Annotated in this window: 20 protein-coding genes; 12 read left to right on the top strand and 8 right to left on the bottom strand. The window is 74.7% G+C overall.

What is annotated here, in order from left to right:
- The first annotated feature begins 41 nt into the window (after window positions 1-41).
- From ACZ56L_RS27320 to ACZ56L_RS27285, 8 genes are all read left to right on the top strand, one after another.
- Complete coding sequence (locus tag ACZ56L_RS27320; protein ID WP_345225930.1) at window positions 42-1,010, top strand: NADPH:quinone oxidoreductase family protein; 969 nt, start codon at window positions 42-44, stop codon at window positions 1,008-1,010.
- Window positions 1,007-2,284 carry an acyl-CoA dehydrogenase family protein gene (locus ACZ56L_RS27315; RefSeq protein WP_471066953.1) on the top strand — a complete coding sequence of 426 codons (1,278 nt, stop codon included), beginning with the start codon at window positions 1,007-1,009 and terminating at the stop codon, window positions 2,282-2,284. The genes ACZ56L_RS27320 and ACZ56L_RS27315 overlap by 4 nt, the downstream gene beginning before the upstream one ends.
- A complete protein-coding gene (locus ACZ56L_RS27310; protein ID WP_471066951.1) occupies window positions 2,281-3,405 on the top strand; it encodes an acyl-CoA dehydrogenase family protein in 1,125 nt (374 codons plus the stop codon). The genes ACZ56L_RS27315 and ACZ56L_RS27310 overlap by 4 nt, the downstream gene beginning before the upstream one ends.
- A gap of 137 nt (window positions 3,406-3,542) precedes the next feature.
- The gene (locus ACZ56L_RS27305) at window positions 3,543-5,141 is read left to right on the top strand and encodes an ABC transporter substrate-binding protein (RefSeq protein WP_471066949.1); all 1,599 of its coding nucleotides are present in this window, start codon (window positions 3,543-3,545) and stop codon (window positions 5,139-5,141) included.
- 41 nt (window positions 5,142-5,182) lie between these two features.
- Window positions 5,183-6,148: an ABC transporter permease gene (locus ACZ56L_RS27300; RefSeq protein ID WP_345226736.1), complete on the top strand. Its 966-nt coding sequence runs from the start codon at window positions 5,183-5,185 to the stop codon at window positions 6,146-6,148.
- Complete coding sequence (locus tag ACZ56L_RS27295; protein WP_345225940.1) at window positions 6,141-7,046, top strand: ABC transporter permease; 906 nt, start codon at window positions 6,141-6,143, stop codon at window positions 7,044-7,046. Before ACZ56L_RS27300 ends, ACZ56L_RS27295 begins: the two co-directional genes overlap by 8 nt.
- Window positions 7,043-8,137 (top strand): ABC transporter ATP-binding protein, encoded by a 1,095-nt coding sequence (locus ACZ56L_RS27290; protein ID WP_468690381.1) that lies wholly within the window; start codon window positions 7,043-7,045, stop codon window positions 8,135-8,137. Before ACZ56L_RS27295 ends, ACZ56L_RS27290 begins: the two co-directional genes overlap by 4 nt.
- Window positions 8,130-8,852, top strand: a complete 723-nt coding sequence (locus ACZ56L_RS27285; RefSeq protein WP_468690382.1) for an ABC transporter ATP-binding protein — start codon at window positions 8,130-8,132, stop codon at window positions 8,850-8,852. The genes ACZ56L_RS27290 and ACZ56L_RS27285 overlap by 8 nt, the downstream gene beginning before the upstream one ends.
- 5 nt (window positions 8,853-8,857) lie before the next feature.
- Here ACZ56L_RS27285 and ACZ56L_RS27280 read toward each other — a convergent pair whose 3' ends face one another.
- Entirely contained in the window at window positions 8,858-9,211 is a 354-nt protein-coding gene (locus ACZ56L_RS27280; protein ID WP_401761499.1) for a hypothetical protein, read from the bottom strand.
- A 200-nt stretch (window positions 9,212-9,411) separates the two neighbouring features.
- Between ACZ56L_RS27280 and ACZ56L_RS27275 the strand changes: the two genes are divergently transcribed.
- Window positions 9,412-10,356 carry a phosphatidylinositol-specific phospholipase C/glycerophosphodiester phosphodiesterase family protein gene (locus ACZ56L_RS27275; protein ID WP_471066946.1) on the top strand — a complete coding sequence of 315 codons (945 nt, stop codon included), beginning with the start codon at window positions 9,412-9,414 and terminating at the stop codon, window positions 10,354-10,356.
- On the opposite strand, the gene ACZ56L_RS27270 is transcribed toward ACZ56L_RS27275, so the two are convergent.
- Together ACZ56L_RS27270 and pgm are read right to left on the bottom strand one after the other, a co-directional pair.
- Window positions 10,344-10,721, bottom strand: a complete 378-nt coding sequence (locus ACZ56L_RS27270) for a DUF779 domain-containing protein (RefSeq protein ID WP_345225949.1) — start codon at window positions 10,719-10,721, stop codon at window positions 10,344-10,346. The genes ACZ56L_RS27275 and ACZ56L_RS27270 overlap by 13 nt on opposite strands.
- A 106-nt stretch (window positions 10,722-10,827) precedes the next feature.
- Window positions 10,828-12,468 carry a phosphoglucomutase (alpha-D-glucose-1,6-bisphosphate-dependent) gene (gene pgm / locus ACZ56L_RS27265; RefSeq protein ID WP_345225953.1) on the bottom strand — a complete coding sequence of 547 codons (1,641 nt, stop codon included), beginning with the start codon at window positions 12,466-12,468 and terminating at the stop codon, window positions 10,828-10,830.
- A gap of 244 nt (window positions 12,469-12,712) precedes the next feature.
- Here pgm and ACZ56L_RS27260 point away from each other — a divergent pair, with 244 nt between their 5' ends.
- The 3 genes from ACZ56L_RS27260 to cobM all read left to right on the top strand — a co-directional run bounded on the left by ACZ56L_RS27260 (window position 12,713) and on the right by cobM (window position 15,028).
- Entirely contained in the window at window positions 12,713-12,790 is a 78-nt protein-coding gene (locus ACZ56L_RS27260; RefSeq protein ID WP_373312619.1) for a 50S ribosomal protein bL37, read from the top strand.
- Window positions 12,791-13,055: 265 nt separating this feature from the next.
- On the top strand, window positions 13,056-14,282 hold the full coding sequence (gene cbiE, locus ACZ56L_RS27255; RefSeq protein ID WP_471067044.1) for a precorrin-6y C5,15-methyltransferase (decarboxylating) subunit CbiE: 1,227 nt from the start codon (window positions 13,056-13,058) through the stop codon (window positions 14,280-14,282).
- Window positions 14,279-15,028, top strand: coding sequence for a precorrin-4 C(11)-methyltransferase (gene cobM / locus ACZ56L_RS27250; RefSeq protein ID WP_345225955.1), 750 nt, complete (start codon window positions 14,279-14,281; stop codon window positions 15,026-15,028). The genes cbiE and cobM overlap by 4 nt, the downstream gene beginning before the upstream one ends.
- 16 nt (window positions 15,029-15,044) lie before the next feature.
- Here cobM and ACZ56L_RS27245 read toward each other — a convergent pair whose 3' ends face one another.
- The 5 genes from ACZ56L_RS27245 to ACZ56L_RS27225 form a co-directional block, all read right to left on the bottom strand.
- On the bottom strand, window positions 15,045-15,722 hold the full coding sequence (locus tag ACZ56L_RS27245; RefSeq protein WP_345225957.1) for a DUF5825 family protein: 678 nt from the start codon (window positions 15,720-15,722) through the stop codon (window positions 15,045-15,047).
- 44 nt (window positions 15,723-15,766) lie between these two features.
- Complete coding sequence (locus ACZ56L_RS27240) at window positions 15,767-17,704, bottom strand: RiPP maturation radical SAM C-methyltransferase (RefSeq protein ID WP_471066943.1); 1,938 nt, start codon at window positions 17,702-17,704, stop codon at window positions 15,767-15,769.
- Between the two features lie 92 nt (window positions 17,705-17,796).
- The gene (locus tag ACZ56L_RS27235) at window positions 17,797-17,919 is read right to left on the bottom strand and encodes a hypothetical protein (protein ID WP_345225962.1); all 123 of its coding nucleotides are present in this window, start codon (window positions 17,917-17,919) and stop codon (window positions 17,797-17,799) included.
- Window positions 17,879-19,834, bottom strand: a complete 1,956-nt coding sequence (locus ACZ56L_RS27230) for an alpha/beta hydrolase family protein (RefSeq protein WP_471066941.1) — start codon at window positions 19,832-19,834, stop codon at window positions 17,879-17,881. Before ACZ56L_RS27230 ends, ACZ56L_RS27235 begins: the two co-directional genes overlap by 41 nt.
- Window positions 19,831-21,312, bottom strand: a complete 1,482-nt coding sequence (locus ACZ56L_RS27225) for an MFS transporter (RefSeq protein ID WP_471066939.1) — start codon at window positions 21,310-21,312, stop codon at window positions 19,831-19,833. Before ACZ56L_RS27225 ends, ACZ56L_RS27230 begins: the two co-directional genes overlap by 4 nt.
- Between the last annotated feature and the right edge of the window lie 181 nt (window positions 21,313-21,493).

Raw genomic sequence — 21,493 nt, 5'->3', positions numbered from 1 at the left:
CGTGCACGGTAGCGGCGACGACAGCGCGTGGAGGCCCCCTGATGCAGGCATGGCGAGTGCACGAGAACGGCGAGCCGGGGACGGCGATGCGCCTGGAGGAGGTGGACCGGCCGGTTCCGGGCGACGGGCAGGTACTGCTCAGGGTGCGCGCCGCGAACATCAACTTCCCCGACGCGCTGCTCTGCCGGGGCGAGTACCAGGTCCGTCCGCCGCTGCCGTTCACCCCCGGCGTCGAGATCTGCGGCGAGACCGAGGACGGGCGGCGCGTCATCGCCAACCCGGCGCTGCCGTACGGCGGTTTCGCCGAGTACGCCGTCGCGGACGCGGCAGCGCTGCTGGCGGCGCCCGACGTGCTGGACGACGCCGAGGCGGCCGCCCTGCACATCGGGTACCAGACCGGCTGGTTCGGCCTGCACCGGCGCGCGCGCCTGCGGGCGGGGGAGACCTTGCTGGTGCACGCGGCGGCCGGCGGGGTCGGCAGCGCCGCCGTCCAGCTCGGCAAGGCCGCGGGTGCGCGGGTGATCGGGGTCGTCGGCGGGCCCGAGAAGGCCGCGGTGGCGCGGGAGTTGGGCTGCGACCTGGTCGTCGACCGGCACGGCGGCGACGTCGTCGGCGCGGTGAAGGAGGCCACCGGCGGGCGCGGCGCGGACGTCGTCTACGACCCGGTCGGCGGCGAGGCGTTCACCCGGTCCGCCAAGTGCGTCGCCTTCGAGGGCCGGATCGTCGTCGTCGGCTTCGCCAGCGGCACGATCCCCGCGCCCGCCCTCAACCACGCGCTGGTGAAGAACTACAGCATTCTGGGCCTGCACTGGGGGCTCTACAACGCCAAGGACCCGGCGGCCGTCGCCGCCTGCCACGCCGAGCTGACCCGGCTCGCCGCCGAGGGCGCCGTCAGGCCGCTGATCAGCGAGCGCGTGCCGCTCAAGGACGCCGCCGACGCGGTCCAGCGCGTCGCAGACGGGCGCAGCACCGGCCGCGTGGCCGTCGTACCGGAAGGAGCGTCCCGATGACGGAACCCGTGTCCGGGCCGGTGACCGACCCGGCATCGCGGCCGGTGACCGACGCCGCGCCCGAAGCGGTGGCCGACGCCGTACCCGAGCCCGCGGCCGACGCCGCCGGACTCCGCGCGCGTACCAGGGAACTGCTCGCCGCCCACCCGCCCGCCACCACCAGTCGCACCGACTTCCTCAAGGCCCGCTTCGACGCCGGGCTCGCCTGGGTGCACTACCCCGTCGGCCTCGGCGGGCTCGGTGCGCCGCGCGGCCTCCAGGCCGTCGTGGACGCCGAGTTGGCCGCCGCCGGGGCCCCCGACAACGACCCGCGCCGCATCGGCATCGGCCTGGGCATGGCCGCGCCCACGATTCTCGCCCACGGCACCGAGGAGCAGAAGCAGCGCCTGCTGCGGCCGTTGTGGGTCGGCGAGGAGGTGTGGTGCCAGCTCTTCAGCGAGCCCGGAGCCGGGTCCGACCTCGCCGCGCTCGGCACCCGCGCCGTGCGCGAGGGCGACACCTGGATCGTCAACGGGCAGAAGGTGTGGACCTCCAGCGCCCACCTCGCCCGGTGGGCGATCCTCGTCGCCCGCACCGACCCCGAGCAGCCGAAGCACCGCGGCATGACGTACTTCGTGTGCGACATGACCGACCCCGGCGTCGAGGTGCGGCCGCTGCGCCAGATCACCGGAGAGGCCGAGTTCAACGAGGTCTTCCTCAGCGACGTCCGCATCCCCGACTCCCTGCGCGTCGGCGAGGCCGGGGAGGGCTGGACGGTCGCCAGGACCACCCTGATGAACGAGCGCGTCTCCATCGGCGGCGCCCGCCTCCCCCGCGAGGGCGGCATGATCGGCCCCGTCGCGAAGACCTGGCGCGAGCGCCCCGAACTGCGCACCCACGCCCTGCACCAACGGCTCCTGGACCTGTACGTGGAGGCCGAGGTCGCCCGGCTCGCCGGCGAGCGGCTGCGCCAGCAGCTCGCCGCCGGCCGGCCGGGACCCGAGGGCTCCGGCATGAAGCTCGCCTTCGCCCGCCTCAACCAGGAGATCAGCGGCCTGGAGGTCGAACTGCGGGGCGCGGAGGGGCTGTTGTACGACGACTGGACGATGCGCCGCCCCGAACTCGTCGACTTCACCGGCCGCGACGCCGGATACCGCTACCTGCGCTCCAAGGGCAACTCCATCGAGGGCGGCACCTCCGAGGTGCTGCTGAACATCGTCGCCGAGCGCGTCCTCGGGCTGCCCGCCGAACCGCGCACCGACAAGGACGTCGCCTGGAAGGACCTGGCCCGATGAGCCCCACCGCCGAAACGCCCGAGCCGCGCACGCCCGACCTGCTGTACTCCGAGACCGAGGAGGACCTGCGGGCCGCCGTGCGCGGTCTGCTCGCGGACCGGGGCGACCCCGCCCGCGTCGCCGTCCGCGCCGAGGAGGGCGACCCGTACGACCCGGAGCTCTGGAAGGCCCTCGCCGCCGACATGGGCGTCGCCGGGCTGCTCGTGCCGGAGGAACTGGGCGGGCAGGGCGCCTCGCACCGGGAGGCCGCCGTCGTCCTGGAGGAGCTGGGGCGGGCGATGGCTCCCGCGCCGTACCTGACCAGCGCGGTGGTGGCGACGGAGGTGCTGCTGGGGTGCGACGCCGGCAGGCCGGACGTGGCCGGACTGCTCGGCGCGCTGGCGTCCGGGCGGCGCACGGCCGCCCTGGTGGCCCCGTTCGCCGTGGGGCCCGACGACGTCACCTTGCGGCCCGGCCCCGACGGGGTCCTCGCGGGCGTCGCGGACGCGGCCACCGCCGACGTGCTGCTGGTCCCGACGGCCGCCGGGCTGTACGCCGTGGAGCGGACCGGGGAGGGCGTGTCCGTCACGCCGCAGATCCCCCTGGACCTGACCCGCCCGCTCGCCGAGGTCACCCTCGCCGGTGCGGCGGGCACCCTGCTCGCGGACGGCGGCACCGCCCGGGCGGCCGTCCGCGGGGGGCTGCTCGCCGGCGCCGGACTCCTCGCCTCCGAACAGCTCGGCCTCGCGGAGTGGTGCCTGGCGGAGACCGTCCGCCACACCAAGGAGCGCCACCAGTTCAACCGTCCCATCGGCTCCTTCCAGGCCCTCAAGCACCGCATGGCGCAGCTCTGGCTGGAGGTCGTGTCCGCCCGCGCCGCCGCCCGCAACGCCGCCGACGCCCTCGCCGCCGGCAGCGCGGAGTCACCGCTCGCGGCGGCCCTCGCGCAGGCCTACTGCGGCAGGGTCGCCGTGCACGCGGCCGAGGAGTGCGTCCAGCTCCACGGCGGAACCGGAATGACCTGGGAGCATCCGGCGCATCTCTACCTGAAGCGGGCCAAGGCCGACTCCCTCGCCCTCGGCAGCTCCGGGGCCCACCGGGAGGCGGTGGGGCGGCTCGTCGGGCTTCCGGTCCCGGACTGACCCGCTGAGCTGCGGACTCGCCGTCCCGCGTGCCGTCCCGCCCCGCGAGGGGGTGGGACAGCACGGCACCCTTACGTACTGTTTAATTGCACGCTGTTTGCAAGAACAGTTGATCACCAAAAGGGGTGTGGGGCGCCATGACGGCCCGAAGGATACGGACGGCGGCCGCCGTAACGCTGGCCGCGACCCTGGCCACCACCGCGGCGGCCTGCTCCACGCCGGGCGGCACCGCCGGCGCCGGAACCGGCGCCAAGGACTCCGCGGTCGTCGGCATCGCGTACGAGCCGGAGTCCCTGAGCCCGCTCCTGGGCTACGGCAAGGACGGCAACTCCAAGATCTTCGACGGGCTGCTCGCCTTCGACGCCGGAATGAAGCTGAAGCCCGCGCTCGCCGCCGAACTGCCCGAGGTCAGCGCCGACGGCCTCACGTACACGTACAGACTGCGGCAGGGCGTGAAGTTCAGCGACGGCAAGCCCTTCGGCGCCAAGGACGTCGTCTTCACGTACGAGACCATTCTCGACAAGAAGACCAACAACGCCGCCAAGACCGAGCTGGACGCCGTCGAGAGCGTCAAGGCCCGGGGCGACGACACGGTCGTCTTCACCCTGAAGTACCCGTACGCGCCGTTCGCCGAGCGCACCGTCCTGCCGATCGCCCCCGAGCACATCGCGGGCAAGCAGGACGTGAACACGGGCGAGTTCACCACCAAGCCCGTCGGCACCGGCCCGTACGTCCTCACCGGCTGGTCCAAGGGCGAGAAGCTCAGCTTCAAGGCGAACCCCGGCTACTGGGGCGGCGCGCCCGCCGTGAAGAAGTTCACGATGGCGATCATCAAGGACGACGACGTCCGCATGACCCGGCTGCGCTCCGGCGACCTGGACGGCGCGATCCTGCCGCCCAACCTCGCCAAGGCCTTCCAGGGCGACAAGAGCAGGAAGACGTACGCGGCGAAGTCCTTCGACTACCGCACCGTCACCCTGCCCACCCACAACGAGGTCGCCGGCGACACCGCCGTGCGCCGGGCACTCGACGTCGCCGTCGACCGCGAGGTCATGGTCGACAAGATCCTCGGCGGCGCCGGAAAGCCCGCCTACGGGCCCGTGCCGACCGACAGCCCCTGGTTCGCCAAGGGCACCGAGCGCGTCCACGACCTGGCGAAGGCCAAGAAGATCCTCGACGACGCCGGGTGGAAGCCGGGCGCCGACGGGGTCCGCGTCAAGGACGGCGTGCGCGCCACCTTCCCGCTCTGGTACCTCTCCGGCGACAAGCTCCGCCAGGACCACGCCCTCGCCTACGCCTCCGACGCCAAGAAGGCCGGCATCGACATCAGGACCCAGGCGGGCACCTGGGAGGTCATCGAGCCGCGGATGAAGCAGGACGCCGTCCTCGCGGGCGGCGGCTCGCCCGGCGACCCCGACTTCGACCAGTACACCCTGCTCAAGTCCTCCCTCGCGGGCGACGGCTTCAACAACATGGCCTGGTACGACAACAAGGCCGTCGACACCGCCCTGGAAGCGGGCCGGCGCACCAACAAGGAAGCCGACCGCAAGGCCGCCTACACCACCGTCCAGCAGGAGCTGGTGAAGAACCCGGGCTACACCTTCCTCACCCACATCGACCACCTCTACGTCGTCAACGACACCTGGGACACCCTCACCACCCAGATCGAGCCGCACGACCACGGCCTGGCGTCCGGCCCCTGGTGGAACGTCGAGGACTGGAAGCCGAAGAAGTGACCACGGCCGCAGCGGTACGCCGCCGGTTCCCCTGGGGACCGATGGCGCGGATGGCGGGACGGCGGGCCCTGTTCGCCGTCCCCGTCCTCCTGGTCGTCACCTTCGGCGTCTTCGCGGTCGCCGAGGCGTCCCCCTTCGACCCCGTCAAGGCGTACGCGGGCACCGCCGGCCTCACCTCCTCGCAGGCCAACCTCGACCAGCTGCGCGCCAACCTCGGCGTCGACCAGCCGTTGGTGGCCCGCTGGTGGAACTGGCTCACCGCCGCCGTCACCGGCGACCTCGGCGACTCCGGCGTGATGCGCCAGCCCGTCGCCGACGTCATCACCGAACGCCTCGGCTGGTCCACCCTGCTGGCCGCCACCGCGTTCGCCGTCGCCATCGTGCTCGGCACCACGCTGGGCGTACTGGCCGCCCGCCGCCCCGGCGGCTGGCTCGACCGCGGCGCCGGCTCCGCCGCGTACACCCTGGAGGCCGCGCCCGCCTTCTGGCTCGGGCTGCTCGCCATGTGGTTCTTCGCCCTGAAGCTCGGAGTGCTGCCCGCGGGCGGGCTCACCGACACCGCGAGCGACACCGTCACCTTCGGCCAGGTCGCCTCGCACCTGGTGCTGCCGGCGCTGGTGCTCGGCATCACCCAACTGCCGTGGTTCTTCCTGTACGTACGCCAGGGCGTCGCCGACGCCCTGGAGGAGGACCCCGTCCGCGGCGCGCGCGCCCGCGGCACCAGCGAGCGCACCGTGCTCTTCGGGCACGCCCTGCGCTCCGGCATGCTGCCCGCGCTCACCCTGGTCGGCTCCCGCGTCCCCGAGCTCATCACCGGGGCACTCCTCGTGGAGACGGTCTTCAGCTGGCCCGGCATCGCCGCCGCCACCGTGCAGGCCGCCACCTCCGTCGACTTCCCGCTGCTCGCCGCGCTGACCGTGCTCGCCACGGCCGCCGTGCTGGCGGGAAACCTGCTGTCCGATCTCCTGTACGGAATCGCCGACCCGAGGGTGGGCTTCGATGGCTGACACGGCCACTGCCGCAAAGGCGTCGCGCACGGACGACGGCACGCACTGGCGTGCCCACGGGCGCACCCGCCGCTCCACCCGCACCCTGCGCGTGCGCACCTCCGCGGTGATCGTCGCCCTGGTGGCGCTCGCCGTCCTGGTGGTGCCGCCACTGGTGAACCTCGACGAACAGGCCGTCGACCTCACGCTGCGGCTCCGGCCGCCGTCCCCGGCGCACCCCTTCGGCACCGACGACGTCGGCCGCGACCTGCTGCTGCGCTGCGTCTACGGGCTGCGGGTGTCGCTGCTGGTGGGCCTGGTGGCCGCGCTCGTCGCCACCGTCATCGGCACCGCCGTCGGCGCGGCGGCGGCCGCCTTCGGCGGCTGGGTCGACCGGATCGTCATGCGCCTGGTCGACACCTTCTCCTCCGTGCCGCACCTGCTGCTGGGCATCTTCATCGTCGCCATGTTCCGCCCCGGGGTGTGGCCGGTCATCGTGTCGGTCGCGCTCACGCACTGGCTGTCGACGGCACGCATCGTGCGCTCCGAGGTGCTGTCGCTGCGCTCGCGCCCGTACATCGACGCGGCGGTCTCCGGCGGCGCCTCCCGGCTGCGCGTCATCGTCCGGCACCTGCTGCCCGGGGTGATGCCGCAGGCGGCACTCGCGGCCGTCCTGATGGTGCCGCACGCCATGTGGCACGAATCGGCGCTGTCCTTCCTGGGCCTGGGCCTGCCCAGCCACCAGGCGAGCCTGGGCAACCTCATCCAGACCGCCCGCAGCTCGCTCCTCGCGGGGGACTGGTGGCCGACGCTCTTCCCCGGCCTCTTCCTCATCGTCCCGACGCTCGCCATCGCGGGCCTCGCCGGCGCCTGGCGCGAGCGCATCAACCCGCGCCGCCGATCGGAGCTGATGCTGTGACCACCCGACCCGCCGGAGCCGGCGCCCCGGGCACGCGGCCCGCCGCGGCGTCCGACGCCCGGCCCGCGGAAGCCGCCGCGCGGCCCGCGGACACCGCGCCCGCCACCGCGCCCGTTCTCGCCGTACGGGACCTGTCCGTACGGTTCCGGATGCGCGGCGGCCGCCACATCGCCGCCGTCACCGCGGCCACCTTCGACCTCCCGGCGGGGGAGTGCCTGGCCCTCGTCGGCGAGAGCGGCTGCGGCAAGTCCGTGCTCGCCTCCGCCCTCCTCGGGCTGCTCCCCGGCAACGCCCAGACCGCCGGCCGGGCCCTCCTCGGCGACACCGACCTGCTGGCCGCCGACGAGAAGACCCTCGCCCGCACGGTACGGGGCAGGCGCGTCGGACTCGTGCCGCAGAGCCCGGCCGCCCACCTCACCCCGGTGCGCACCGTCGGCGACCAGCTCGGCGAGACCCTCCGCGAGCTCACCGGGGTGCGCAAACCCGATCTGGACAAGGCGGTGCTCGCCGCCGCCGAACGCGCCTCCTTCCCCGCCGGACACCTGGACCGCTACCCGCACGAGCTGTCCGGCGGCCTCGCCCAGCGCGCGGCGACCGCCCTCGCCCTGGTCGGCGACGCGCCCCTGCTGCTGGCCGACGAACCCACCACCGGTCTCGACCGCGACCTCGTGCACCGCACCGTGGACGAACTGCGCCGCCACGTCGACGCCGGCCACGCCCTGCTGATGATCACCCACGACCTCGCGGCCGCCGAGCGCGTCGCCGACCGGATCGCCGTCATGTACGCGGGCCGCATCGTCGAACTCGCCGACGCCCGGGCCTTCTTCGGCGCCCCGGGCCCCCGGCACCCGTACGCGCGCGGGCTCCTCGCCGCCCTCCCCGAGCGGGACTTCACCCCGATCCCCGGCATGCCGCCGGAGCTCGGCGACCTGCCGCGCGGCTGCGCCTTCGCCGCCCGCTGCGCGCACGCGGCCGAGGCCTGCGACGCCCAGCCCGTGTTCGCCGACGGCATCGCCTGCCACTACCCGCCGGACCGGAGGGCCGCCGGCCGGGCCCCGCATCCCTTCCCCGAGGAGCACACCGGTGCTTGAACTCGCCGCCGTCACCGCCGGATACGAACGCGGCCGCCCCGTCGTGCGGGACGCCGACCTGACCGTGCGGCCGGGGGAGTCCGTCGGGCTCCTGGGCCCCAGCGGCTGCGGCAAGTCCACCCTCGCCCGCGTCGCCGCGCTGCTGCACCGCCCCGACGCGGGCACCGTCACCCTCGACGGGACCCGCGTCCGGGGCTGGCGGCACCGGGCGCCCCGCGCCCAGCGCACCGCGATCGGCGTCGTCTTCCAGCAGCCCCGGCTCTCCGCCGACCCCCGGCTGCGGCTGCGCGACCTCATCGCCGAGCCGCTGCGCGCGAACGGGCGGCGCGACGAAGCGGCGTCGCGGGTGGCCGAGTTGAGTGACACCGTCGGCCTCGGCGACGACCTGCTGGGCCGCCGCCCGCACGAGGTCAGCGACGGCCAGTTGCAACGGGCCTGTCTGGCACGGGCGTTGGTGCTCAAACCGCGCTGGCTGGTGTGCGACGAGATGACGGCCATGCTGGACGCCTCGACCACCGCCGCCCTGGTCGCCGTCGTCGAGGACTACCGCAGCGCCCACCACGCCGGCCTGCTGACGGTCGGTCACGACCGGGTGCTGCTGGAACGCTGGTGCGACCGGACGGTGCGCTGGGACGAGATCACCGCCGGGGCCGCCGCCGCGGGCGGCGCCGCCACGCCGACGGGGGACGCCGCCCCGGTCGTCGTGCCGGGCTGACCGGCTCAGGCCCCGTTGGGGTTGCTGGGCTTGCCCCGCACGGCGTCCAGGCAGCCCCGTACCCACGCCTCGGGAGCGTCGTCGGCCTTCTTGCCGCCGTCGGCCACCGCGCTCGCGCAGCCCCCGGCGACGGCCTCCTTCACCTTGTCGCCGGTGCGGTCCGTCTTGCGGATCTGCTGGCCCCGGTAGTACCCGGCCTCGTAACCGACGTTCTGGGCCCACGGCGGCCGTTCGTTGAACCGGGCGATGAGGACCCAGGTCGCCGTCGCGAGGACGGCCGCCGCGACGACGGCGGCGATCAGGAGATTCCTGCGGCGCGGGCCGGGGACATGCGTGGACAGCTCACCTGTGAGGACCATGCGAGCACTCTTTCAGACGGTTCGCACGGATGATCCACCGGGCCCGCCCCTCCGGCCCCGGCCCCGCGTCGATGCCCGACGGCCGCGACCGTGGCGCGAACTCGCGGTCACCGCCTGGCACATGGGCCGCCCCGGGCGGATACTCTGCCGCAGCCCGATGTCCTCGCGCACACTTTGCCGACCCCGGAGGCACCCGCCCCATGGCGTCCCTGACCACCCGGCGCACCGCCGCCGCGACCCTCGCCGGAGCACTCGTGGGCGCGGCCGGCTGGGCGAGCACCCTGTCCGCCGCGGGCTCCCCGTACGCGGCACAGGACCGCCCGCGCCCGAAGCGCCCGCTGCGGCGCGCCCACGCCCACAACGACTACCTCCACGAACGCCCCCTCCTGGACGCCCTCGACCACGGCTTCACCAGCTTCGAGGCGGACGTCCACCTGGTGGAGGGCCGGCTCCTGGTCGCCCACGACCTCGCGGACGCCGACCCCGCGCGCACCCTCGAAGCGCTCTACCTCGACCCCCTCGCCGCACGGGTGCGCGCGCACCACGGCAGCGTCCACCCCGGACACCGCCGCCCGGTGCACCTGCTGGTCGACATCAAGACGCAGGGAGCGGCGACGTACCGCGAACTCCACCGCAGGCTGCACCCGTACCGGCGCATGCTCAGTACGTACGGCGGCGGGCGCGTGCGGCTCGGCGCGGTCAGCGCCGTCGTCTCCGGCGACCGGGCCGCCCGCGCCCCCATGGCGGCGCAGCGCACCCGGTACGCCTTCCTCGACGGCCGCCTGCCCGACCTGGCGTCCCCGGTCCCGCCCTCGCTCATCCCGCTGGTCAGCGCCGACTGGGCGGACAGCTTCACCTGGACGGGCACCGGCCCCTTCCCGCGCGCCGAACGGGACGCCCTGCACGCCCTCGTGCGCGGCGCCCACCGCCGGGGCCGGCGCCTGCGCTTCTGGGGCACGCCCGACGCACCGGGCCCGGCGCGCGACGCCCTGTGGCACGCCCTGCTGGACGCCCGCGTCGACCACGTCAACACCGACGACCTGGACGCCCTGGAGGAGTTCCTGCGCCGGTACGACCCGCAGGCCGGCGGGCGCCGCCCCGGCCGGTCCGGGCCCGGACCGGCCGACGGCGGTCAGATCACCTGAGACCTGATCAGGAAGCGCACCCCCTCCGGGGCTTCCAGGGAGAAGCCGCTGCCCCTGCCCTCCACCACGTCCACGATCAGCCGGGTGTGCCGCCACACCTCGTACTGGCGCGTCGACATCCAGAACGGAACGCTCTCCTCGACGCCCTCCACGGCCAGGGAGGCGAGCAGGACGTCGGAGCCGCCGGTGCGGAACTCCCCGTCCAGGTAGCACATGGGGGCGCTGCCGTCGCAGCAGCCGCCGGACTGGTGGAACATCAGCGGCCCGTGGGCCTCCCGCAGCCGCCGCACCAGACCGGCGGCCTCCGGGGTGAGCTCCACGAGGGGAGCCTGCCGGACCTCTTGGACCTCGGGGACGGAACTCATGGGCGCAGCCCCTCTCGCGATCGGTCGGTCGTCACCGCCCAGCATCCCTGCCGGACGCCGTCTCCGACACCCCGCGGGAGGGGACGCGGCCCCCCCCGGGCGGCCGCTAGCCGGCGAGTGCCGCCGACACGACCGCCTTGGCCTCCTCCTGGACGCGGGCCAGGTGGTCCGCGCCGTGGAAGGACTCCGCGTAGATCTTGTAGACGTCCTCGGTGCCCGAGGGGCGGGCCGCGAACCAGGCGTTCTCGGTGGTCACCTTGATGCCGCCGAGCGCCGCGCCGTTGCCGGGGGCCTCGGTCAGCACCGCCGTCACCGGCTCGCCCGCGAGGGTGTCCGCGCCGACCTGCTCCGGCGACAGCCTGCCGAGCACCGTCTTCTCCTCGGGGGTGGCCGCCGCGTCGATGCGGGCGTACGCGGGCTCGCCGAAGCGGGCGGTGAGGTCCGCGTAGCTCTGCGACGGCGTACGCCCGGTGACCGCCAGCATCTCCGAGGCGAGCAGCGCCAGGATGATGCCGTCCTTGTCGGTCGTCCACACCGAGCCGTCCCGGCGCAGGAACGACGCACCGGCCGACTCCTCGCCGCCGAAGCCCAGCGATCCGTCGCTCAGCCCGTCCACGAACCACTTGAAGCCCACCGGCACCTCCACCAGCGTGCGCCCCAGGTCGCCGGCCACCCGGTCGATCATCGACGACGACACCAGCGTCTTGCCGATCCCGGCGGACGCCGCCCACTGTTCGCGGTGCGCGAACAGGTAGGAGATCGCGGCGGCCAGGTAGTGGTTGGGGTTCATCAGCCCGCCGTCGGGCGTGACGATGCCGTGCCGGTCGGCGTCCGCGTCGTTGCCGGTCGCGATCTGGAACTTCTCGCGCTGCTCGATGAGCGAGGCCATCGCGTACGGCGACGAGCAGTCCATCCGGATCTTCCCGTCCCAGTCCAGCGTCATGAAGCGCCAGGTCGGGTCGGTCAGCGGATTGACCACCGTGAGGTCGATGCGGTGCTGCTCGGCGATGCGGCCCCAGTACGCCACCGCCGCGCCGCCCAGCGGGTCCGCGCCGATGCGCACCCCGGCCGTGCGGACCGCGTCCAGGTCGAGCACGGAGGGCAGGTCGGCGACGTACGTCCCCAGGAAGTCGTACCGCCCGGTGGTGTCGGCGGCGAGGGCGCGGGTGTAGGGCACGCGGAGGACGCCCTTGAGGCCGTGCGCGATCAGCTCGTTGGCCCGGTCCTGGATCCACCCGGTGGCGTCGGAGCCCGCCGGGCCGCCGTTCGGCGGGTTGTACTTGAAGCCGCCGTCGGCGGGCGGGTTGTGCGACGGGGTGACCACCACGCCGTCCGCGAGACCGTTCGTCCGGCCCTTGTTGTACGTCAGGACGGCGTGCGACACCGCGGGTGTGGGCGTGTAGCCGTCCGCCGCGTCGATCAGCACCCGTACCCCGTTGGCGGCGAACACCTCGACCGCGGTGACCTTCGCGGGCTCCGACAGGGCGTGCGTGTCGGCGCCCAGGAACAGCGGCCCGTCGATGCCCTGCTGGGCGCGGTACTCGCAGATCGCCTGGCTGGTCGCGGCGATGTGGTCCTCGTTGAACGCCGTGTTGAGCGAGGAACCGCGATGGCCCGAGGTGCCGAAGGCGACCCGCTGGCGCGGCTCGGCGGGGTCGGGGTGGAGCGCGTAGTACGCGGTCACCAGCCGGGAGACGTCGACGAGATCTTCCGGCCGGGTCTGCTGTCCCGCTCGTTGGTGCGGCATCCGCCCGTTACCTCCATGTGTGTCATGTGTGTCGCAGTGCGGTCGGCACGTTCTCGACACATTGTCCCGGATGGGAGGGGGTGCGTGCACGCACGCGTGTTCGTCATGAGACGAGTCGTAACGCGACGGGAGTGACTCTCGTTGCGGCGGGTAGCAGGGCCGATGTCGACGAGTGGAACACCCGGTCGGACGGGTGGAGACTCGACGACGAGGCACAGATCCGTCGAACGTGAGGAGAGGCACCATGTCGTCGAAGCGCCGCCGCAAGAAGAGGGCCCGTCGCAAGAACGGCGCCAACCACGGCAGCCGTCCCCAGTGCTGAGCCGTCAGCGCTGAACCACCGCTGACGTGGTGCCGTCACGGCGCTCCTTCCGGCAGACCGGGAGGGGCGCCGTTTCGCGTGCCGGCCCCGGCCGCGCACGGACGGCGGAGCAGCCCCGCGCGCCCGCTCGCCCGCCCTCCCCGTTTCGTACACCTGCGCGGAAGGGCGCGACATGCGGACAGTAGAGTTTCGGCTGCGTCGTCCCCCGAGCACCGAGGTACCGTCCGTGACCACCGCAGCACCCGCACCCCCCGCCCCACCTGCGGTGACCGTCATAGGCATCGGCGCGGACGGCTGGCCGGGCCTCCCCGAGCGGTCACGTTCCGTGCTCCAGGACGCCCAGGTCCTCATCGGCGGACCGCGTCAGCTCGCCCTGCTGCCCCCCTCCTGCGCGGGCGAGCGCGTCTCCTGGCCGTCGCCGCTGCGCCCCGCCGTCCCCGGGCTGATCGCCGCCCACACGGGCCGCCGGATCGCCGTCCTCGCGAGCGGGGACCCGATGTTCTACGGCATCGGGCGCGCCCTCACCGAGACCCTCGGCCCCGAAGCGCTGCACGTCCTGCCGCACCCGTCCTCCGTGTCGTACGCCTGCGCGCGCGTCGGCTGGCCGCTGGAGGACACCGAGGTCGTCACCCTCGTCGGCCGCCCGGCCGCCCGCCTCGCGGCCGCCCTGCACGACGGACGCCGCGTCCTGGTGCTCAGCGCCGGCCCGGACACCCCGGCGGCCGTGGCGGACCTCCTGCGCGAGCGGGGCTTCGGGCCGAGCCGGATGCGGGTACTGGAACAGCTCGGCGGCGAGGACGAGCACTGCGCCGACGGCACCGCCGACACCTGGGCGCACGCCCCGGGCGACCCCCTCAACGTCATCGCGGTCGACTGCTCCCGCACCCCCGGCGCCCTGCGGCTGGGCGCCGTACCGGGCCTCCCCGACGACGCCTACGAGCACGACGGCCAGCTCACCAAGCGCCACGTCCGCGCGGCCACCCTCGCCACGCTCGCCCCCGCCCCCGGCGAACTGCTCTGGGACGTCGGCGGCGGCTCGGGTTCCATCGCCGTCGAGTGGATGCGTACGCACCCGTCCTGCCGGGCGGTCACCGTGGAGCGCGCCCCGGTGCGCGCGGAACGCATCGCCCGCAACGCCGACCGCCTCGGCGTGCCGGGACTGCGCGTGGTGACCGGCCGGGCCCCCGACGCCCTCACCGGTCTGCCCGCCCCCGACGCCGTCTTCATCGGCGGCGGGCTCACCGCGCCCGGCCTGCTGGACGCCTGCTGGGACGCGCTCCCGGCCGGCGGCCGGCTGGTCGCCAACACCGTCACCCTGGAGTCCGAGGCGCTGCTCGCCTCCTGGCACCGCCGCCACGGCGGCGACCTGGTGCGGCTCGCGGTGGCGCACGCGGTGCCGGTGGGCGGGTTCACGGGGTGGCGGCAGGCGATGCCGGTCACGCAGTGGTCCGTCACGAAGCCCTCCCCGAACCTCTCTGGAGCCCCCTCATGACCGTGTACTTCATCGGCGCCGGCCCCGGCGCGGCCGACCTGATCACCGTGCGCGGCGCCCGCACGCTCGCCTCCTGCGGCGTCTGCCTGTACGCGGGCAGCCTCGTTCCGCGCGAGCTGCTCGCCCAGTGCCCGCCGGACGCCCGGCTGGTGGACACCGCGCAGCTCGACATCGAGCAGATCACCGCCGAACTCCTCGCCGCGCACCGGGCCGGCCAGGACGTCGCCCGGCTCCACTCGGGCGACCCGTCGGTCTTCAGCGCGGTGAACGAGCAGATGCGCCGCCTGGACGAGGCGGGAATCCCCTACGAGGTGATCCCGGGCGTCCCCGCCTTCGCGGCGGCCGCGGCCGCCCTGAAGCGGGAGCTGACGGTCCCCACCGTCGGCCAGACCGTCATCCTCACCCGTATCGCGCAGCGGGCCACCGCCATGCCCGAGGGCGAGGACCTGGCGACCCTGGGCCGCAGCGGGGCGCTGATCGTCCTGCACCTGGCCGCGCAGTACGTGGACCGGGTGGTCGCGGAACTCGTCCCGCACTACGGGACCGACTGCCCGGCCGCCGTCGTCGCCTACGCGTCCCGGCCGGACGAGATCGTGCTCCGGGGGACGCTGGAGGACATCGCGGCGCAGGTCAAGGAGGCCGGGGTGCTCCGCACCGCCGTGATCATGGTGGGCCGCACGCTGGGCGCGGCCCAGTTCCACGACAGCCACCTCTACTCCCCGTCCAGGGACCGCCACGTGTGCTGAACGGGCGCGGTACCGCTCAGATCGCCATGGCCTCCTGCGTCCACCGGCTCACCCGGTACGGCACCCACCAGGCCAGCGGGCCCAGGCGCAGCACGAGCCGCTCCTCGGTGAAGTCGTCCAGGGCGTCCCGGGGGACGTCGTCCGGGTGGGCTCCCCGGGCGAGCGCGTCCACGGCGGTGCGGTAGTGCGGTTCGTCGGCGGTGAAGCGCTGGAGGTTGCCCCAGCGGCGGTCGCGGATCTGGAAGAAGCCGGGGCCGTCGCGCCACAGGCACTTGCCCAGGTAGTGCCCGCCGCGCCAGGCCGCCAGCGCGGCTTCGGGCCCGGGGTGGCCGTGCAGCGTCCGGGGCGGCTGGAGGTGGCTGAGGACGAGGGTGTCGTCCGGGCGGGCCGGGTCCAGGCGCAGGTCCCACTCGACGAGTACGGCGCGGGCGGTGAGGTCACGGACCAGGCTGAGCGCCCGCACGGTGCGGCGGGCCGCCGCCGGACCGTCGGTGGCGGTGAGGTCGACGGGCTCGGCGAGCCGGACCCGGCGGGCCCCGCTGTCCCAGAGCCGGTCGGCCTCCGCGTCCGCGGGGCCGGTCAGCTCGACCTCGCCCAGCAGCATGCCGGGCAGCGCGCAGGCGGCCTCGTCGTAGTCGCGCCAGGCGGTGACGGTGAGCGGGGAGGTCGGTTCGCAGGGGGCGGCGGTGTCCATGGCGGCGGCCTTTCGTCTCGGGTCGGGGAGGGCTGCGGGCCTGGTCAGGCCGGCACCGGGGTGCGGTCCGTGGCGGCTTCCCCGGCCGCATCCGGTGCGGGGGCCGCGTGCAGGTGGCGCATGAAGTCCAGGCGCAGCAGGTCCTCGTTGACGGCCGCCGGGGCGAGGTGGACGTACTGCCCGGCGTCGGTGAAGACCAGCCCGAGGCGGACCCACGCGGCGAGCAGCTCCTCGACGTCGGCCTCGGTGCGCCCGTGGTCCCGGACCCGCGCGGTCGCCTTGCGGAGGAGGGCGGCGGGCGTGTGCGGCTGGTCCAGCAGCCGGAAGAGGGCGACCTCGAACGGGTCGGTGAGCTCCTTCGTACGCCAGTCGAAGGCGCGCCGCCTGCTGACCAGGACGATGCGCTCGCCGAGGTCGGTGTGGGTGAGGCGGGCGTCCGCGTGGTGCTTCTTCCACAGCGCGAGGGCGTCGTTGAGGGCGGAGACCGTGGGCTCGGAGATGCCGCGCTCGGGCGCCTCGAAGACGTACGCCAGGTCGTAGAGCTCCTGCTCGGGAAGGTCGTACGTGAAGCGGTAGTGCGCCTCCGGGCGCAGGCCGTCGAAACCGAGTTCCGGACGGTTGAAGTACGGGCTGAAGCGCTCGATGGCGATGCGGGCGGAGAGGTCGACGGGCGGATCGAGGTGTTCGAGGGCGGCGATCTGGCCGATGACGCCGTCGTAGTCCTCGGCGCTCTCGCCGGGGAAGCCGTGCAGGTAGTTCCACGAGACGGACAGCCCGGTCTCGGCTCCGTCGCGCAGCATCCGCACGTTCTGGCAGCCGCTGACGCCCTTGTCCATCAGGTCCAGCACGCGGTTGTTGAGGCTCTCGATGCCGGGCTGCACGTAGATCAGGCCCGCGTCGGAGAGCGTGCGCAGCTGGCTGCGGCGCATGTTGGCCTTGATCTCGATGTGCAGGCGCAGGTCGTAGCCGCTCTCGATGATGCGGGGCAGCACGGTGTTGAGGTAGCCCATGTCGAGGATGTTGTCGACGACGTACATGTCGAGGACCTTGTGCTTGCGCGCCAGGTCCATGATCTCGTCGTAGAAGACGTCCGGGCTCTTGCTGCGGAACTGCATGAAGGAGCCGTTGAGGCCGCAGAACGTGCAGTGGTGCTTCTCGCCCCACCAGCAGCCGCGCGCGCCTTCGACGACGAGTTTCGGCTCGACCCAGTTGCGGGCGACCGAGGCGGCGAGGCGCTCGAAGTAGCCGCTGTAGTCGGGCGGCAGGATCGTGGCGGGCGGCAGCGGACTGGTCGCCATGGGGTTGGCGACGGACTGCCCGTCGTCGGTGCGCCGGCACAGCCCGGGGACGCCGCTCAGGTCGTCGTCCCCGCCGAGCGCGGTGAGCAGCCGCGGGAACGCCGCCTCGCCCTCGCCCCGTACGACGAAGTCCACGAAGTCGAAGTTGCGGTGCAGGGCGGCGCCCTGCTCGGCGTCGCAGTTGGCGCCGCCGATGACCGTCCTGATGTGCGGCGCGAGGCGCTTGACGTGCTTGGCGGCGGCCAGCGCGGCGGTGTTCTGCTGGAAGGTGGAGGTGAAGCCCACCACGTCCGGGCTCTCGGCGACGATCCGCCGGGCGATCGCGTCGACGAACTCCGGCACCACGGCGTGCAGTTCGTGCGACATCTTCATGCGGGCCCTGTTCAGCCGGGTCCGCATGGTCTCGGTGAACTCCTTCTCCCGCCACGCCGGATCGTCGTAGAGCGCCGAGGAGAACACCCAGTCGCCGCAGCCCATGAAGTACGAGGACAGCGCGTAGTACTCGTAGTCGTCGGCGGTGAACTCCGTGCGCTCGGTGATCCAGTCGGTGAATTCGAGGTTGGCGTGCAGTACGGCCGCCGACGCGCCGGGCACGCGCTCGTCGACGCTGCGTTTGAGTATCCCCAGGGCGAGCGACGGAAGGTCGATGGGCGACCAGGGCATGTTGACCAGCAGGACACGCACGGGGGCACTCCTTGGGTGGCGGGGGAGGGGGCGGAACCGGTCCGGGGCGCGTACGCCCCGGACCGGCCCTTCAGAGCGGGAGGGGGTTGCCCCTACTCCTCGTCCTGGCCTTCCTCGGTGTTGCGGAAGGGGACCGTGACGGTGATGCCGACGCTCGGCTTGCGGTTCTCCTCGTCACCCGCGAGCGGGTCGTTGTGGATGATGTCCTTCTGCATGGTGGGTCGTCCTCTCCGTGGGGTGGTGCGGTGTGCTGCCTCCGGCCGGTACGGCGGCGTGCTCCGCTGGGCCGGACTCCCCGCGCCGGGTGGCGGGGGATGCTGTGGGGGCGGTGCGACGGCGGCCGGGGGCCGGGCCGCCGCGCAGGGTGCGGTCCAGGAAGACGACGGCCGCGCGCAGGGCGCGCACGTGGTCCGCGCCGTCGTAGCCGTCGTGGCCGGTGTCCAGCCACAGGACGTCGTGCGGCTTGTGCTGCCGCGTCAGGCCGTCGGTGTACGCCAGCACCTGGCCGGGCGGGCACTTGGCGTCGTGCCGCGCCGCGACGATCAGCAGCGGGGCGTCGAGGTGCGGGAGGTAGGTGTGCGGCGAACTGCGCGCGTAGAGCTCGGGGAGTTCCTCCGGGGTGCCGCCGAAGAGGCGTTCGTCCAGGGCGCGCAGCGCCGGGGTGGTGGCGGCGTGGGCGAGGGCGAGGTGGGCGACGGGTTTCACGGCCACTCCCGCCCGCCAGAGCCCGGGGCGCACGCCGAGCGCCAGGAGCGTGAGGTAGCCGCCCCACGACGTGCCCCACAGGGCGCAGGAGCCGGGGTCGGCCCAGCCGCGTTCCACGAGGTCGGCGCGGGCGGCTGCCAGGTCGGCGACCTGGGTGAGACCGACGCCCTCGGTCATCGCGGCCCGCCAGGCGGGCCCGTACCCGGTGGAGCCCCGGTAGTTGACCCGGGCGACGCCGAAACCGGAGGCCACCAGCGAGTGCACGGTGCCGTCGTAGGCGTCCCGGTCGTGGTCGGCGGGCCCGCCGTGCACGAGGAACACCGTGGGCACCGGGCCGCGCGCCCCTTCGGGCAGGGTGACCAGGGTGTGCAGGTCGCCGTCGGGGCCCGGGGTCCACAGGTCGCGCGACACCCCGGGCAGGGGGGCAGGCGGCCGGGGCGCGGCGGGCAGCGGGGTGCCGGCGCTGGAGAGGGCGCGCGGGGGTTCGGCGGTGCTGGTCCAGAGGGTGTGGAGGTCGCCGCCCGCGTGTTCGGCGGCGTCCAGGAGGGTGCCGGGCGCGGTGGGCAGGACGCTGAGGCCGCGCGTGCCCAGGTCGGCGCGGTGCAGGATGCTCCGTCCGTGCCGGTCCTGCCGGATCAGGACGCCGCGGCCGTCGGGCCGCCACCGGGCGGTGATCTCGGTGTCGAACGAGGCCCAGGCGTGGGTGACGGGTTCCCCGCCCGGCCGCCAGGTGGCCAGCAGGTAGCGTCCGCCGTCCTCCCGTACGAGCAGCAGCTCCTGGGAGCCGGGCCGGGGAGTGAAGCCGAGGGACCACAACGCGCCCTGTCCGCAGGGGAGCCGGGCGATGCGGGTCCCGTCGGAGGCGCGGAGCACGGTGACCGCCCGCGAGGAGCGGGCCTGGCCGCCGACGGCCAGCAACTCCCCGTCGGAACTGATGCCGGTCAAGGACGCCTGGTACGGCAGCCGGGCGACCGGGCGGGCGGCGCCGCCGCGGGGGCCCCGGTACACGGTGGTGCCGGCCCCATCGCCCAGTGCCAGGGCGACGGCTCCGTCGGCGCTGACCGCGAGCCCGCGTGCCTGCCCCTCGGGCGTCCCGCGCAGGCCGTCGCGCGCCGGTCCGCCGTCGAAGGGCCGGAACCGCCACCGGCCGCTTCCGTGGGCGTCCTCCTCGAACCACCACACGTGGGCGTCGGCGTCGATCGAGCAGTGGAAGGTGCCGCCCGGCCGGTCGGTGACCCGGCGGGCGGAGGCGGTGGCCGCGTGCCAGGTGAAGACCTCGCAGCGGCCGTCGGCGTCGGCGGTGAACACCATGCGGGCGGGGTCCGCGGCGCACACCTCGGGCAGGGCCGCGTGGAAGACGCGGTAGCGGGGAGCGGGCGTCCGCGGCGCGGTCGAGCCGGGCCCGGCCCCGGCGGCGGCCGTCACGGGGCGCCCCCGGTCCCGTCGCCGGCCGGCCTCCGCTGTCCGCCGCGAGGGGCGGCGAGCGTGCGGGCGCGGCTCCGGGTGGTGTACGCCGCCAGCGCCAGCAGCGCCCCGGCGCAGCCGAGCGCGGGGCCCGCCGCGCCGAACCCGGCGAGGAGACCCGCCGCCGCGGGCCCCAGGGCGGCCGCCGCGCCGGCCCCGGTGGCCAGCACCGCCCCGGCGCGGGCCTGGAGGCGCACGGGGACGGCGGCGATGGCCCGGGACTGGAGGACCACGGTGGCGACGGGCATGACCAGGCAGATCCCGCCGAAGAGGGCGGCCTGCCACCAGGGCGAGCCGGTTGCGGCCAGCGCCGCGGTGAGCGGTACGAGGAGCCAGGTCACCGCGCGGACGCTGCGTACGTCACCGGCGCGGGCGGCGAGCGAGGGGGCGGCCAGCGCGCCCGCGATGCCGGCGGCCCCGGCGGCGGCCAGGACCGCGCCGGTGGCGGCGCCGCCGTGGCCGTCGCGCTGGAGGCCGACCAGGACGCCGAAGGAGAGTGCCGCCAGTGCCCCGTTGACGACGGAGAGCCACAGGAGCACCAGGCGCAGGACCGGGGAGGCCGCCACGAGCCGCAGTCCGGCGGAGAGTTCGGTGCGCAGCGGGACGCGGGGCGGTACGTGCGCCCGGTCCGGGCCGGTGTCGGCCGGGATCGCCGGGGGGTGTGCGGACCGGGTGGTGTGCGGGGCGTCCGAGGCCGCCGCGGGGTGCGGGCCCGGGGCCCCGTTCGGACGCTCTTCCGGCGACCGCGACGGACCGGGGCGTGCGTCCGGCGGCCCGCCCGCCGGGGCTTCCGGCGCCCGGGCCGGGCCCGCCGGGCGCAGGTCGGCCCGCATGCACCGGACACAGAGCGCGGTCACCGCGTACGAGAGGGCGTCGAGGGCGAACGGCAGGGCGCGGCCCACCTGGTACAGCGCGCCGCCGAGCACCGGCCCCAGGACGAGGGCCAGCCGCTCCCCGGCCTCCAGGCGCGCCACCGTACGGGCGTATCCCCCGGGCGGGGTGAGCAGGGCGACCGTGCCGCGCGCGGCGGCCTCGTACACCGCCGTGGCGAACCGCTCCACCAGCACGCCCGCCAGTACCAGCGCCAGGGGTGGCCGGCCGGTGGCGACCGCGACGGCCACGACGGCCATCGCCAGCGCGGCCGTGCAGGCGGCCCCCACCATCACCGGTTTGCGGGCCCCCCGGTCGGCGGGCACGGCCGCCAGCGGTCCCAGGACCAGGCCGAGCACGGCGGACGCGGCCACGATCCCGCCGACCGCGGCGGGCGAATGGCCGAGGGACAGCAGCAGGAGCGGAAGGACGACGCCGGAAGCCTGGCTGCCCAGCGCGTCGGCCGTGCTGGAGCACCAGAAGAGACGTGCGTCGCGCGGTGCGACCCCGGCCGGGGGGCCGGACGCGGCCGTCCCGCGGTCCGTGCGCGCCGCCGAAGTCCCCTTCACCCCTGCTCCCTTCCGGCTGCACGACGCCGGGCACCGCTTCTGCGGGCACGGCAGAGCTGTTCACCATTGGTTCAAGGAATTGCAGAAAGTGCGAAGGAACTGAAACGAGCCGGAGCCTAACCACCCGTCTTCGAACGCCACAAGACCTCTGGTGACGGCATGCCGGGCTCCGGGGTGGCTC

This window comes from Streptomyces sp. NPDC039736, from assembly GCF_055596485.1.
This window is presented reverse-complemented; position numbering and strand designations above follow the sequence as displayed.

What these genes read in the sequence shown, in the direction of transcription:
- ACZ56L_RS27280 (WP_401761499.1), bottom strand. Translation starts at nt 9,211, where the DNA reads ATGGTCCTCACAGGTGAGCTGTCCACGCATGTCCCCGGCCCGCGCCGC.
- ACZ56L_RS27275 (WP_471066946.1), top strand. Translation starts at nt 9,412, where the DNA reads ATGGCGTCCCTGACCACCCGGCGCACCGCCGCCGCGACCCTCGCCGGA.
- ACZ56L_RS27295 (WP_345225940.1), top strand. Translation starts at nt 6,141, where the DNA reads ATGGCTGACACGGCCACTGCCGCAAAGGCGTCGCGCACGGACGACGGC.
- ACZ56L_RS27300 (WP_345226736.1), top strand. Translation starts at nt 5,183, where the DNA reads ATGGCGCGGATGGCGGGACGGCGGGCCCTGTTCGCCGTCCCCGTCCTC.
- ACZ56L_RS27310 (WP_471066951.1), top strand. Translation starts at nt 2,281, where the DNA reads ATGAGCCCCACCGCCGAAACGCCCGAGCCGCGCACGCCCGACCTGCTG.
- ACZ56L_RS27245 (WP_345225957.1), bottom strand. Translation starts at nt 15,722, where the DNA reads ATGGACACCGCCGCCCCCTGCGAACCGACCTCCCCGCTCACCGTCACC.
- ACZ56L_RS27270 (WP_345225949.1), bottom strand. Translation starts at nt 10,721, where the DNA reads ATGAGTTCCGTCCCCGAGGTCCAAGAGGTCCGGCAGGCTCCCCTCGTG.
- cobM (WP_345225955.1), top strand. Translation starts at nt 14,279, where the DNA reads ATGACCGTGTACTTCATCGGCGCCGGCCCCGGCGCGGCCGACCTGATC.
- ACZ56L_RS27315 (WP_471066953.1), top strand. Translation starts at nt 1,007, where the DNA reads ATGACGGAACCCGTGTCCGGGCCGGTGACCGACCCGGCATCGCGGCCG.
- pgm (WP_345225953.1), bottom strand. Translation starts at nt 12,468, where the DNA reads ATGCCGCACCAACGAGCGGGACAGCAGACCCGGCCGGAAGATCTCGTC.
- ACZ56L_RS27235 (WP_345225962.1), bottom strand. Translation starts at nt 17,919, where the DNA reads ATGCAGAAGGACATCATCCACAACGACCCGCTCGCGGGTGACGAGGAG.
- ACZ56L_RS27260 (WP_373312619.1), top strand. Translation starts at nt 12,713, where the DNA reads ATGTCGTCGAAGCGCCGCCGCAAGAAGAGGGCCCGTCGCAAGAACGGC.
- ACZ56L_RS27305 (WP_471066949.1), top strand. Translation starts at nt 3,543, where the DNA reads ATGACGGCCCGAAGGATACGGACGGCGGCCGCCGTAACGCTGGCCGCG.
- ACZ56L_RS27320 (WP_345225930.1), top strand. Translation starts at nt 42, where the DNA reads ATGCAGGCATGGCGAGTGCACGAGAACGGCGAGCCGGGGACGGCGATG.